The sequence below is a fragment of the Azospirillum brasilense genome (assembly GCF_008365405.1).
Taxonomy (GTDB): domain Bacteria; phylum Pseudomonadota; class Alphaproteobacteria; order Azospirillales; family Azospirillaceae; genus Azospirillum; species Azospirillum brasilense_D.
The window spans coordinates 230,226-242,681 of sequence record NZ_QOKV01000003.1; the positions used below are offsets into that span (position 1 = coordinate 230,226).

At 67.4% G+C, this 12,456-nt stretch carries 10 protein-coding genes; 3 read left to right on the forward strand and 7 right to left on the reverse strand.

What is annotated here, in order from left to right:
• The first annotated feature begins 44 nt into the window (after positions 1-44).
• Positions 45-485 carry a MarR family transcriptional regulator gene (locus DS837_RS07830; protein ID WP_149164222.1) on the forward strand — a complete coding sequence of 147 codons (441 nt, stop codon included), beginning with the start codon at positions 45-47 and terminating at the stop codon, positions 483-485.
• A 12-nt stretch (positions 486-497) separates the two neighbouring features.
• Here DS837_RS07830 and DS837_RS07835 read toward each other — a convergent pair whose 3' ends face one another.
• Complete coding sequence (locus DS837_RS07835) at positions 498-1,424, reverse strand: 2-hydroxyacid dehydrogenase (RefSeq protein ID WP_149164223.1); 927 nt, start codon at positions 1,422-1,424, stop codon at positions 498-500.
• 55 nt (positions 1,425-1,479) lie between these two features.
• On the opposite strand from DS837_RS07835, the gene DS837_RS07840 reads away from it, so the two are divergent.
• Both DS837_RS07840 and DS837_RS07855 read left to right on the forward strand, forming a co-directional pair.
• Positions 1,480-2,115, forward strand: coding sequence for a pseudouridine synthase (locus DS837_RS07840; protein ID WP_149164224.1), 636 nt, complete (start codon positions 1,480-1,482; stop codon positions 2,113-2,115).
• Positions 2,116-2,794: 679 nt separating this feature from the next.
• Positions 2,795-3,229, forward strand: a complete 435-nt coding sequence (locus tag DS837_RS07855; protein WP_149164225.1) for a DUF983 domain-containing protein — start codon at positions 2,795-2,797, stop codon at positions 3,227-3,229.
• Positions 3,230-3,645: 416 nt separating this feature from the next.
• Here the strand turns inward: DS837_RS07855 and DS837_RS07860 are convergent, their stop codons facing one another.
• From DS837_RS07860 to DS837_RS07885, 6 genes are all read right to left on the reverse strand, one after another.
• Positions 3,646-5,283: an ABC transporter ATP-binding protein gene (locus tag DS837_RS07860; RefSeq protein ID WP_149164345.1), complete on the reverse strand. Its 1,638-nt coding sequence runs from the start codon at positions 5,281-5,283 to the stop codon at positions 3,646-3,648.
• Positions 5,284-5,332: 49 nt separating this feature from the next.
• Entirely contained in the window at positions 5,333-6,445 is a 1,113-nt protein-coding gene (locus tag DS837_RS07865; RefSeq protein ID WP_149164226.1) for an ABC transporter permease, read from the reverse strand.
• Between the two features lie 160 nt (positions 6,446-6,605).
• The gene (locus DS837_RS07870) at positions 6,606-7,715 is read right to left on the reverse strand and encodes a microcin C ABC transporter permease YejB (RefSeq protein ID WP_145625162.1); all 1,110 of its coding nucleotides are present in this window, start codon (positions 7,713-7,715) and stop codon (positions 6,606-6,608) included.
• A 29-nt stretch (positions 7,716-7,744) separates the two neighbouring features.
• Positions 7,745-9,604 carry an extracellular solute-binding protein gene (locus tag DS837_RS07875; protein WP_149164227.1) on the reverse strand — a complete coding sequence of 620 codons (1,860 nt, stop codon included), beginning with the start codon at positions 9,602-9,604 and terminating at the stop codon, positions 7,745-7,747.
• 43 nt (positions 9,605-9,647) lie between these two features.
• Entirely contained in the window at positions 9,648-10,502 is an 855-nt protein-coding gene (locus DS837_RS07880) for a hypothetical protein (RefSeq protein WP_149164228.1), read from the reverse strand.
• 118 nt (positions 10,503-10,620) lie between these two features.
• Entirely contained in the window at positions 10,621-12,432 is a 1,812-nt protein-coding gene (locus DS837_RS07885; RefSeq protein ID WP_247889823.1) for an extracellular solute-binding protein, read from the reverse strand.
• Positions 12,433-12,456: the final 24 nt, after the last annotated feature.

Genomic DNA, 12,456 nt, shown 5'->3' on the forward strand with positions numbered 1-12,456 from the left:
CGGGGGCCTTCGGGGGCAAGGGACGCGGCACGCGGGGGGAAAACATGGCACGGAACCTGAAAGCGCTCGGCTTGTGGCGGACGGCTTTGATCGCCAGCGTCCGGCAGGACGGGCCGGATCTGTCGGCGCGGCAGATGGCCATCATGCTCCAGGTCTATCTGACCGATCCGCCGCACACCGTGCGCGGGTTGGCGGCGGCGCTGAACATCTCCAAGCCCGCGGTGACCCGCGCGCTCGACCGGCTGTCGCTGCTCGGTTTCATCAAGCGCAAGCGCGACGCCGAGGACAAGCGCAGCGTGCTCGTCCAGCGCACCGTGAAGGGCAGCGTCTTCCTGTCCGACTTCGCCGAACTGGTCGTCGCGGCGGGCGCCGTGGCGCCGGAGGACATGGCGGTCATCCGCGCCGAGGAGGAGGTGGCCGCCTCCGCCAAGGCGCGGCTGGAGGCGCAACTGGGCGCCTCCGGCCCTGTGGCGGTGCCCGCCTGACCGCCGTCCTTTTCAGTAGCCCTGGCTGCGGTCCACGAGGTTCGGCAGCGGACGGCCCTCGCGGAACGCGGTGATCGCCTCGGCCACCACCGCGGCGGAGCGCGACGGGTGGGTGACGGCGGCGACATGCGGCGTCACATGGACCTTCGGGTGGGTCCAGAAGGGATGGCCGGCGGGCAGCGGCTCCTCCGCGAACACGTCGAGGCTGGCCCCGCCGAGGTGGCCGCTCTCTAGCGCCGCCAGCAGATCGTTCTCCACCAGATGCCCGCCGCGCGCGGCGTTGACGACCACCGCCCCCTTGGGCAGGGCGGCGAACAGCTTGCGGTTCAGCAGGCCGCGCGTCTCCGCCGTCAGCGGCAGCAGGCAGACCAGCAGGTTGCACTGCCCGAGCATCGCCGCCAGCCCGTCGGGACCGGAGAAGCTCTCCACTCCCGGCAGCGTCTTCGGCGTGCGGCTCCAGCCCAGCACGCGGTAGTCCATGCTCAGCAGCGTCTTCGCCGAGGCCATGCCCAGCTCGCCCAGGCCCAGGAGGCCGACCTTCACCTCCGACGCCGGGCAGGGGTCCAGCGGCTCCCACCGCCCGGCTTGCTGGAGCGCCTTGTACTCGTCGAGGAGCCGGTGCCAGCGCAGCACCTGGAGCGCCACATAGCCGGCCATGTCCACGGTCAGCCCCTCCGACACCATGCGGACCAGCGGCACGTCGGGCAGGGTGGGGTCGAGCAGCAGCGATTCCACGCCGGCGCCCAGCGACACGATCAGCTTCAGGTTCGGCAGCGTGGCGAGCAGCCCGTGCGGCGGCTTCCACACCAGCGCCATCTCGATGTCCGCCAAGTCCCCCATCTCGGGCCACACCCGCACCTCCAGCCCCGGCAGGCGGGCGTCCAGTTCGCTCAGCCAGCGGTCGGAGCGGTCGGTGGTGGAGCAGAAAAGCAGCGTCACGGCGCAAACCCCTGTAATGTTGTCGTTGTTCGTCTCAAACCCGTTCGAGCCAACCGTGCCCCGTCTGATCCTGCTGAACAAGCCCTATGGCGTGCTGCCCCAGTTTACCGATGAGCAAGGGCGCCCGACGTTGGCCGACCATGTGCCGGTGAAGGGGGTGTATGCCGCCGGGCGGCTGGACCGCGACAGCGAGGGGTTGCTGGCGCTGAGCGACGACGGCGCGCTGATCGCCCGCATCGCTTCGCCCAAGCACAAGCTGCCCAAGACCTATTGGGTGCAGGTGGAGGGCGACCCGACCGAGGAGGCGTTGCAGCGCCTGCGCGACGGGGTGACCCTCAACGACGGGCCGACCCTGCCCGCCGAGGCGCACCGGATGGAGGAGCCGGACGGCCTGTGGCCGCGCGACCCGCCCGTGCGCTTCCGCGCCGCCATTCCGACGAGCTGGATCGCGCTGACCCTGCGGGAGGGGCGGAACCGGCAGGTGCGCCGCATGACCGCCGCGGTCGGCTTCCCGACCCTGCGGCTGATCCGCTGGTCCATCGGCGACTGGACGCTGGACGGGCTGGCGCCTGGCCAATGGCGCGCGGTGACGGTGCCGGGACGGGACTCCCCGAAGGCGCCGCCGGTCCGAACGACGGCGCCGCCCGGCACCAAGGCGAAGCGCCCGCGGAGCCAAGGCAATCGCACTTAAGACAATCGCGCTTGACCCTCATAGCCCTCTCCCCTCCGCTCACGCGCAAACGAAGTTTGCGCTGACGCGACAGGCGGACCTCTGGTCCGCCGAAAGTGGGGAGAGGCGTCAAGCGGATGCCTCTGGCATCCGCTGAGAGCCGGTAAAGGGGATGGACGTGGCGGTACGTCCGGCAAAAGCGCAACCCCCTCACCCTGGGTCCTGTCTGACGGCCTGGGAAGGCGCAGGTAGGTCTACACCGGCTCACCACCGTAAGCCTTGTCTCCGGCCAGCCGGTGCGGTCGGAGGCGGCATCAGATCAGCGATCAACGTCCACAAGACGGAAATGACCGCCATCACTGGGCCGTCAGACAGGACTTGGCGAATGGATTTGCGGTGAATTCGTCATACGCCTGCGTGGGACGGGGATTGGTATCGTCGGCAGCGATGCCTGTGCCGTGTCAACGCCGCCGGAGGCTGTCCATATCGCGCTCGGCGCTCCGAAGGACCGCTAGGGTCTGCGCGAGGCATCGCGGCAAGTGGCCGACATTTTGGCCGAGACACCTGCCATATCCCATGGTTGTATGAATTCTGATAGCGTATTGAATGCATTCAAGTTGACATTGTCGGTCATTGTGGAGCATACGGTCACGCATTGCATGCAGGCATTGCTTGCCATTGCCTCCCGAAGGAACACGCGATGTCATCCGAACAGGAGTGGCCGCCTCTTCCCCCCTTCAGCACCGGCGTGCGTGGTCGCTGCCCACGCTGCGGCCAGGGTCATCTGTTCAGCGGCTTCCTGAAGCTGCGCTCCCACTGCGAGGTCTGTGGTCTGGACCACTCCTACGCCGATCCGGCTGACGGCCCCGCCTTCTTCGTCATCTGCTTCGCCTCCATTCCCACGGTCATCCTGGCGCTCTGGATCGAGGCAAGATTTGAGCCCCCATACTGGGTGCACCTCGTCACGACCCTGCCGTTCCTGTTGCTGACCTGTGTTCCGCCCTTACGGCCGTTGAAGGGGTGGCTGGTGGCCAGCCAGTACTTCTACAAGGCTGAGGAAGCCCGTTTCGTTGCAGCCGCGCCAACCCAGCCGCCTGTGGCCGCGCCCGCAGACAAAGTCTCGCGCTCGACCTGACTGCCGTCAGGTTTCCTTGGCGATAGATAGTGTCATAGCCTGGAGATGTTCAGAATGTATGACTGGTTCCCTTTGGTATTCTTTCCATTCAAGATTATCGTGTTGGGAACGGGCATGTTCTTCGCCATCAAGTGGCATCATGATCAAGCGAAGAAGGATAAAGCGAAGAAGAATAACGAAACCAACGGACCGTAAGCGCCCGCCGAACACAACGGCCGTCGCCTTGCGAGGACGCCAGCGGCATCAGATCCGCGATCAACTCCCCCTGTGCCGGGCTGAACTCATGCCGCCGCATTCCGCGCCCTCCCGGCTGCTGATCAGCAACAAACAGACGGAAATGACCGTCATCACAGGGGCGTCAGACAGGACCTAACCCTCTCCCCAAAAGGAAGAGGGGGGCATTGAATGCGATTGCGCTACATCCGCACGGCGTCGGACTTGACGGCTTCCAGGTTCAGCGCGGCGGCGAGCAGGGCGCGGGTGTACTCTTCCCGCGGCTCCTCGAAGATGCGGCGGGTGGGGCCCTGCTCCACCACCTTGCCGTCCTTCATGACGATGACGTGGCTGCTGAGCGCCCGCACCACCCGCAGGTCGTGGCTGATGAACAGGTAGGCGAGGTTGTTGCGCGCCTGGATGTCGCGCAGCAGGTCGACGATCTGCGCCTGCACTGACATGTCGAGCGCGCTGGTCGGCTCGTCCAGGACGACGAATTTCGGCTTCAGCACCAGGGCGCGGGCGATGGCGATGCGCTGGCGCTGGCCGCCGGAGAACTCGTGTGGGTAGCGGTGGCGGCTGGCGGCGTCGAGCCCCACCTCCTCCAGCGCCTTCGCCACCATGGCGTCGCGCTCGGCGCCGGAGCCGATGCCGTGGATGGTCAGCCCCTCGCCGATGATCTGGCCGACCGACAGGCGGGGCGACAGGCTGCCGTAAGGGTCCTGGAAGACCACCTGCATCTCCCGCCGCAGCCCGCGCAGCCTCTTCGCCTGCCAGCCCTGGATGTCCTTGCCGTCGAAGCGGATCGCCCCCTCGCTGGCGTGCAGGCGCAGCAGGGCGAGGCCCAGAGTCGTCTTGCCGGAACCGGACTCGCCGACCACCCCGACGGTGTGCCCCTGCCGCACGTTGACCGACACGCCGTCCACGGCGCGGACGTGATCGACGGTGCGGCGCAGCAGGCCCTTCTTGATGGGGAACCAGACCTTCAGGTTGTCGGCGGCCATGATCTCCGGCGCGTCGGCGGGCGGGGTCAGCGGGTCGCCCTTCGGCTCCGCGGCCAGGAGCTTGCGGGTGTAGGGGTGCTGCGGGCGGGCGAAGATGTCGGCGACGTCGGCCTGCTCGACGATCTCGCCCTGGTTCATCACGCAGACCCGGTCGGCCATCTTGCGCACCACGCCCAGGTCGTGGGTGATGAGCAGCAGCGCCATGCCGAAGCGGCGCTGGAGGTCCTTCAGCAGCTCCAGGATCTGCGCCTGGATGGTGACGTCCAGCGCGGTGGTCGGCTCGTCGGCGATCAGCAGGTCGGGCTCGTTGGCGAGCGCCATGGCGATCATCACGCGCTGGCGCTGGCCCCCCGACAGCTCGTGCGGGTAGGCGTTCAGCCGCTTTTCCGGGTTGGGCAGCCCGACCAGCCGCAGAAGCTCCAGCGTGCGCTTGCGCGCGGCGGCGCGGGATAGGCCCTTGTGCAGGAACAGCGTCTCGTTGATCTGCCGCTCGATGCTGTGCAGCGGGTTCAGCGAGGTCATCGGCTCCTGGAAGATCATGGCGATGCGGTCGCCGCGCACGTCGCGCAGCACCTTCTCCTCCGCCCCCACCAGCTCGGTCCCGCGGAAGCGGATGGAGCCATGCGGGTGGCGCGCCATGGGGTAGGGCAGCAGTTGCAGGATCGACAGGGCGGTGACCGACTTGCCCGACCCGGACTCGCCGACCAGCGCCAGGGTCTCCCCCTTGGCGATGTCGAAGGACACCCCCTTCACCGCGTGCATCGCCCCGCCGCCCGAGCGGAACTCGACATGGAGGTTGCGGACCTGGAGGAGATCGTCGGTCCCGTTGGTCGTCATGTCGGTCATGGGCGGTTCCGCCTTCTTGGGCTGGTGATCGTTGGGAGCATCATTCCGCAGCCTTCTGCGCCACCGCCGCCGCCTCGTTGGCGGTTCCGGTGGCGGTGGAGAGCTGGCCGATGGTCTTGCGCGGGTCGAAGGCGTCGCGCACCGCCTCGCCGATGAAGATCAGCAGGCTCAGCATGATCGCCAGCACGAAGAAGGCGGTCAGGCCCAGCCAGGGCGCCTGGAGGTTGGCCTTGCCCTGGGCCAGCAGCTCGCCCAGCGAGGGGGAGCCGGGGGGCAGGCCGAAGCCCAGGAAGTCCAGCGCCGTCAGGGTGGTGATCGACCCGTTCAGGATGAAGGGCAGGAAGGTCAGCGTCGCCACCATGGCGTTGGGCAGCACATGGCGCACCATGATCGTCGCGTCGGTGGCGCCCAGCGCGCGGGCGGCGCGCACATAGTCGAAGTTGCGCGCCCGCAGGAACTCCGCCCGCACCACATGGACCAGCGAGGTCCAGGAGAACAGCAGCAGCAGCCCGAGCAGCCACCAGAAGTTCGGCGTCACCACGCTGGACAGGATGATGAGCAGGAACAGGGTGGGCAGGCCCTGCCAGATTTCGATGAAGCGCTGGAACAGCAGGTCGGTGATGCCGCCGAAATAGCCCTGCACCGCCCCGGCCATGATGCCGACGACCGAGGAGAAGGCGGTCAGCACCAGCCCGAACAGCACCGAGATGCGGAAGCCGTAGATCAGCCGCGCCGTCACGTCGCGCCCCTGGTCGTCGGTGCCCAGCCAATTGTCGGCGGACGGCGGGGCCGGGGCGGGGACCGGCAGGTTGTAGTTGATGGTGCGGTAGCCGTAGGGGATCGGCGGCCAAACGATCCAGCCCTTCTCCTCGATCAGCTGGCGCACGTAGGGGTCGCGGTAATCGGTCTCCGTCTCGAACTCGCCGCCGAAGGTGGTTTCCGGATAGGCGGTGAAGACAGGCCAGTAGAGCGCGTTGTCGTACTTGATGAGCAGCGGGCGGTCGTTCGCGATGAACTCCGCGCCCAGCGACAGGGTGAACAGCACCAGGAAGATCCAGAAGGACCAGAAGCCCCGCCGGTTCGCCCGGAAATTCGCCAGCCGCCGCCGGGTGAGCGGCGTGACGCGGAAGCCGAGGAAACGGTCGCCGGTCATGGGCGCATCTCCTGCGTCCAATCCCTCTCCCCCCCGGGGAGAGGGTGGCGCCGAAGGCGCCGGGTGAGGGTCGGGCGAGGATCAGCGCCGCGATCCTCGGCGGTACCCCCACCCCAACCCTCCCCCGGGGCGGGGGAGGGAGAATGCCAAAGGCTCGCCATCACACCCTCCGCGCTTCGAAGTCGATGCGGGGATCGACGGCCACATAGGTCACGTCGCCGACGAGGTTCATGATGAGCCCCAGCAGCGTGAAGAAGTACAGCGTGCCGAACATCACCGGATAATCGCGGTTGATTGCCGCCTCGAAGCCCAGCAGCCCCAGCCCGTCCAGCGAGAAGATCACCTCGATCAGCAGGGCCCCGGTGAACAGGATGCCGATGAAGGCGCCGGGGAAGCCGGCGATGACGATCAGCATGGCGTTGCGGAAGATGTGGCCGTAGAGCACCCGCCGCTCCGCCAGCCCCTTGGCGCGGGCGGTCACGACATACTGCTTGTTGATCTCCTCCAGAAAGGAGTTCTTGGTCAGCATGGTCAGCCCGGCGAAGCCGCCGATCACCATGGACAGCACCGGCAGCACCATGTGCCACATATAGTCCAGAATCTGTTGCCACCAGGGCAGGCTCGCCCAGTTGTCCGACACCAGCCCCCTCAGCGGGAACAGGTCGAAATAGCGCCCGCCGGCGAAGACGACGATCAGCAGCACGGCGAACAGGAAGCTGGGGATGGCGTAGCCGACAATGACCACGCCGGATGTCCAGACGTCGAAGGGCTGGCCGTCGCGCACCGCCTTGGCGATGCCCAGCGGGATCGACACCAGATAGACGATCAGCGTCGTCCAGATGCCCAGTGAGATCGACACCGGCATCTTCTCGATCACCAGATCGACGACGCTGCGGTCGCGGAAATAGCTCTTGCCGAAGTCGAACATCAGGTAGTTCGACATCATGTGGATGAAGCGCTCGTGCAGCGGCTTGTCGAAGCCGAACTCGCGTTCGAGCTGCTTGATGAATTCCGGGTCCAGCCCCTGGGCGCCGCGGTAGCGGCTGCCGGTGTCGCCGCCCTGGGCCTGCTGCGCCGCCGGGCCGCCGGTCTCGCCGCCGCCGGTCCCGCCGATGCGGGCGGTCGCCTCGACGGCGGTGCCCTGGACGCGGGCGATCATCTGCTCGATGGGACCGCCGGGGGCGATCTGCACGATCAGGAAGTTGATGACCATGATCCCGAACAGGGTCGGGATGATCAGCAGCAGACGGCGGATGATGTAGGCCAGCATCGCGCGGGTTCGCCTTTCTGTTTGCCGTCTCAGGGCGCCGCGCGGCGGGCCGTGTTGGCGAGCTTCGCGTTCTTGTCGGGATCGACCCACCAGGTGTCGGTGAAGGCCAAGCCGTATTTGGGCGCAACCGCCGGATGGGAGAAACGGTTCCAATAGGCGACGCGCCGCACGTCGTCGTGCCATTGCGGGATGACGTACCAGCCCCACAGCAGCACCCGGTCGAGCGCGCGGGTCGCCGTGATCAGGCTCTCGCGGTCGGGGGCCTGGATCACGCGGTCGATCAGCGCGTCGACCACCGGGTCCTTGATGCCGGCCAGATTGCGGCTGCCCGGCTGGTCGGCGCGGGCTGATTGCCAGTAGTCGCGCTGCTCGTTGCCCGGCGAGGTCGATTGCAGGATGCGCTGGATGACCATGTCGAAGTCGTAGCGGTCGATCCGGTTCTGGTACTGGGCGGTGTCCACCACGCGGATGGCCGCCTCGATCCCGGCGCGCTCCAGGTTGCGGACGAAGGGCTGGACGATGCGGTCCATGTCCGGCTGCACCAGCAGGATCTCGAAGCGCATCGGCTCGCCGGTCTTCGCGTTCAGCAGCTTGTTGCCCTTCAGCTCCCACCCGGCCTCCTTGAGCAAGGACAGCGCCGTGCGCAGGTTCGGGCGGATGTTGCCGGACCCGTCGGTCCGCGGCGGCTCGAAGGGCTTGGTGAAGACCTCCTCCGGCACCTTGCCCCGGAACGGCTCCAGCAGCGCCAGCTCCTCCGGCGAGGGCAGGCCGGCGGAGGCCAGTTCGGAGTTGGAGAAGAAGCTCTTGGTGCGCTGGAACAGCCCGTAGGACAGGTTCGCCCGCGTCCATTCGTAGTCGAACAGGTAATTCAGCGCCTCGCGCACCTTGCGGTCGGCGAAGGCCGGGCGGCGGCTGTTGAAGACGAAGGCCTGCATGCCCTGAGGGTCTTGGTGTTTGATCTCCTCGCGGACGATGTGGCCGTCACGCACCGCGGGCACGTCGTAGCCGGTCACCCAGTTCTTCGACGAATGCTCCACCCGGAAATCAATGGCCCCGGCCTTGAAAGCTTCGAACACCACGTCGAGGTCGCGGTAATAGTCGAAGCGGATGCGGTCGAAGTTGTAACGCCCGCGGTTGACCGGCAGGTCCTTGGCCCACCAGTCCGTCACCCGCTCGAAGACGAGCGAGCGTCCGGGCTGCACCTCAGTGATCCGGTAGGGGCCGCTGCCGACGATCGGGTCGAGCGTGGTGCTGTTGAAATCACGCTCCTGGAAGACGTGCTTCGGCAGCACCGGCAGCTGGCCCATGATGACCGGCAGCTCGGGGTTGCCGCCGTCGCGGAAGGTGAAGGTGACCGCACGCTCGCCCGTCTTCTCCGCCTTCACCACGTCGGCGTAGTAGGTGCGGTAGAGCGGGTGGCCCTTGTCGCGCAGCGTCTCGAAGCTCCACACCACGTCGTCGGCGGTCACCGGGGCGCCGTCGTGGAAGCGCGCCTGCGGGCGCAGCGTGAAGCGGACCCAGCTCCGGTCCTCGGCGACGGTGATCGTCTCGGCGAGCAGCCCGTAGCGGGTCAGCACCTCGTCCCCGCTCTCCACCGTCAGCGTGTCGAAGGGCAGGCTGGCCCCGGCGGCGACCGACCCGCGCAGGATGAACGGGTTCAGGCTGTCGAAGCCGCCGTAGGTCGCCAGCTTGATCTCGCCGCCCTTGGGGGCGTCGGGATTGACGTAGTCGAAATGCTGGAAGTCCGGCCCGTATTTGGGCGTTCCATGGGCCGTGACGGCGTGCCCCGCGGTTTCGCGCGGGTTGGTCTGCGCGCGGGCCGTGGCGAAGGGTTCCGCCAGATACAGGCACATGACCGCGGCCAGGATCGCTTTACCGGTCTTCCTCATGCCCCTCTCGGTCCTTATTGTTTCCGGTAAGGTAGGGGTCCGTCTATGGCACATTCAAGGCGGAGACGGGTATGGCGGCGTCCAAGCTCGCGGCGGGCTGGGAAACCGGTGCGGCGATTTGCGCCTGAAGCGCCGCGGCAAGCGCGTCCACGACCCGTGTCAGCGTGTCCAGCTCCTCCAGGAAACGGGCGAACAGGGCAGGGGTCAGCCGCTCGTCGAGGGCCGCGATCCCTTCGAACAGGTCGCGCCCGGTGTCGATCGCCAGGATGAAGCGCTGCCCGTCGGTGGCCAACCGGACCTCGCGGGCGCCGGCCAGGGTGGCGAGCCGCGCGGCCAGGGTCCGCAACTCCGCCGGGAACCGGCGTTCGGCCTCCGCCGCCTCTCCCTGAAGCGGGGTCAGCACCGGCTCGGCGCCACGGGCGCCAAGAGTGAGCGTGCAGGACAGCGGCGGCACCCCCGGCTGCGGCAGGTTGATGCAGAGAAGCCAGCCGCGGAAAATCCAAATGTTTCCCTGCAGGAACCCAGCGGATTTATGAAGTTCGACTTTGTTGAACCAGAAGGGCAGGTCCCGGCGCACGCCGGAAATGCCGTCTTCGACCTTGGCGTCGCGCGGCTTCAGGTCGTTGAAAAGTCGACGCACCTGGCGCTGACCAAGACAGCCGCCGGGCGCATAGGTGAGATCGGCGTGGCCGCAGGCCGCCAGCACGAGCGAAATGGAGATACGCTTGCGGCGGCGACGGAACAGGATGAACGGGACGGTGATGACGGCCAGGGCGACGGCGCCATGGAACCTCCAGCTCCAGTAACTGCCTGTCATCAGGAAGGGCAGCTTCATCAGGACAAGCACTGTCCAGCCGATCAGGGCGACGCAGACCATAAGGACGATAGCGGCGCGCATTCCGGTTCGCTGACGCTTCAGCCGTTGCAGCAGGGGTCGGATTTGCCGGTCGAAGAGGCCTTGTGGATCGGGCGCCTGTGAAGGGGCGGGTGTCTCTGGGGTCATTGGACGGCGGCCCTCAGCCTTCCTTGCCCGGCTTCACCCACCACGCCTCGGGGAAGCCGCTGTTGCGGAAGCCCAGATCGTATTTCGGCGTCTTCTCCGGGAAGCCGAGCGTCGTCCGGTGGGCGATCCAGTTGTCCGGGTTGTACCAGTGCGGCACCATGTAGAAGCCCCACAGCAGCACGCGGTCGAGCGCGCGCGTCGCCGCCTGGACCGACGCCAGATCCTTCGCCGCCAGCGCCTTTTCGATCATCGCGTCGGCCGCCGGTTCCTTGATGCCGGCGTAGTTGGCCGATCCCCGGACGTCCGCGGCGGCGGAGCCGAAATAGCTGCGCAGCTCGGTCCCCGGCGGGGTGAAGAAGTTGAAGTTCGCCACCACCACGTCGAAGTCGAACTCGTCGGTGCGCGCCTGGAACTGGGCGGTGTCGACCACCCGCAGGACCGCGTCGATGCCCGCCTTGCGCAGCGCCTCCACATAGGGCTGGATCACCCGGGTCAGCGCGCCGGTGCCGTCGAGGAACTCGATGCTCAGCACCTCGCCGGTCTTGGCGCTGGTCATCCGGCCGTTCTTCAGCTCCCACCCGGCCTCGCGGAACAGGCGCATGGCCTCGCGCAGGTTGTTGCGGGTGTTGCCGCTGCCGTCGGTCTTCGGTGGCTCGAAGGGGGTGGTGAAGACGCGCTCCGGCAATTGGGCGCGGAAGGGCTCCAGCAGGGCCAGCTCCTCCGGCGTCGGCGGCCCCTTGGCGCCGAAGTCGGAGTTGGGGAAGTTCGAGGTGGTGCGGAGATACTGGCCGTACAGGATGTTCTTCTGAATCCATTCGAAGTCGAACAGATAACCCAGCGCCTCGCGCACCCGCGGATCGGCGAACTTGGCGCGGCGGGTGTTCAGGCGGAAGCCCTGGGCGCCCAGCGGCAGATCGCTCTTCACCTCGACGCGGTTCACCCGGCCGTCCTTGGCGGCGGGGAAGTCGTAGCCGGTGGTCCAGCGCTGCGCCCGGTGCTCGGTGCGGAAGTCGTAGGCGCCGGCCTTGAAGGCCTCGAACATCACGTCGTCGTCGCGGTAGTAATCGACCTTCACTGTGTCGAAGTTGTAGAAGCCGCGCGCCGTGGGCAGGTCGCGGCCCCACCAGTCGGCCACCCGCTCGTAGGTGATGGAGCGGCCGGGATCGACGGTCCTGATGCGGTAGGGGCCGCTGCCCAGGACCGGCTCCAGCGTCGTCTTGGCGATGTCACGTCCGTTGGCGGTCCACCAATGCTCGGGCTGGGGGGCGATGCTGGTGGCGAAGTCGATGATCGGCTTCATCTCCCCGGTGGTTTTCAGGGTGATCTTCAGCTGATGCTCGTCCACCGCCTCCACCGCGGCGACGCGGTCGAGGAAGGATTTCAGGAAGGGGTTGCCGTGCGCCTGGATCGAGTCCCAGGCGAAGACCACGTCGCCGGCGGTCACCGGCACGCCATCGTGCCAGCGCGCCTCCTTGCGCAGATGGAAGATGGCCCAGCTCTTGTCCTCGGGCAGTTCCACGCTTTCCGCCAGCGATCCATAGGCCGCGTCCATCTCCCAGCCGGAGCCGACCATCAGCGAGTCGGCGATCAGCCCCAGCGTGCGCGGGGTGACGCCGCGCAGGATGATCGGGTTCAGGCTGTCGAAGCTGCCCTGCGCGGCCAGGGTGATCTGTCCGCCCTTGGGGGCTTCCGGGTTGGCGTGCGGGAAGTGGGTGAAGCCCGGCTTGAATTCCGGCTCGCCGAACTGCTTCAGGGCGGGGACGGTGACCGTTTCCGCTTGGACCCCATTCGCCTGGATTGGCGCCGTCAGCGCAAGGAGAGCCAAGACAGCGGTCGTCCGGGCGGCAGC

Bases quoted from the DNA above. Each gene is read 5' to 3' on its own strand.
- DS837_RS07830 (WP_149164222.1), top strand. From the start codon at position 45: ATGGCACGGAACCTGAAAGCGCTCGGCTTGTGGCGGACGGCTTTGATC.
- DS837_RS07865 (WP_149164226.1), bottom strand. From the start codon at position 6,445: ATGACCGGCGACCGTTTCCTCGGCTTCCGCGTCACGCCGCTCACCCGG.
- DS837_RS07860 (WP_149164345.1), bottom strand. From the start codon at position 5,283: ATGACGACCAACGGGACCGACGATCTCCTCCAGGTCCGCAACCTCCAT.
- DS837_RS07855 (WP_149164225.1), top strand. From the start codon at position 2,795: ATGTCATCCGAACAGGAGTGGCCGCCTCTTCCCCCCTTCAGCACCGGC.
- DS837_RS07880 (WP_149164228.1), bottom strand. From the start codon at position 10,502: ATGCGCGCCGCTATCGTCCTTATGGTCTGCGTCGCCCTGATCGGCTGG.
- DS837_RS07870 (WP_145625162.1), bottom strand. From the start codon at position 7,715: ATGCTGGCCTACATCATCCGCCGTCTGCTGCTGATCATCCCGACCCTG.
- DS837_RS07875 (WP_149164227.1), bottom strand. From the start codon at position 9,604: ATGAGGAAGACCGGTAAAGCGATCCTGGCCGCGGTCATGTGCCTGTAT.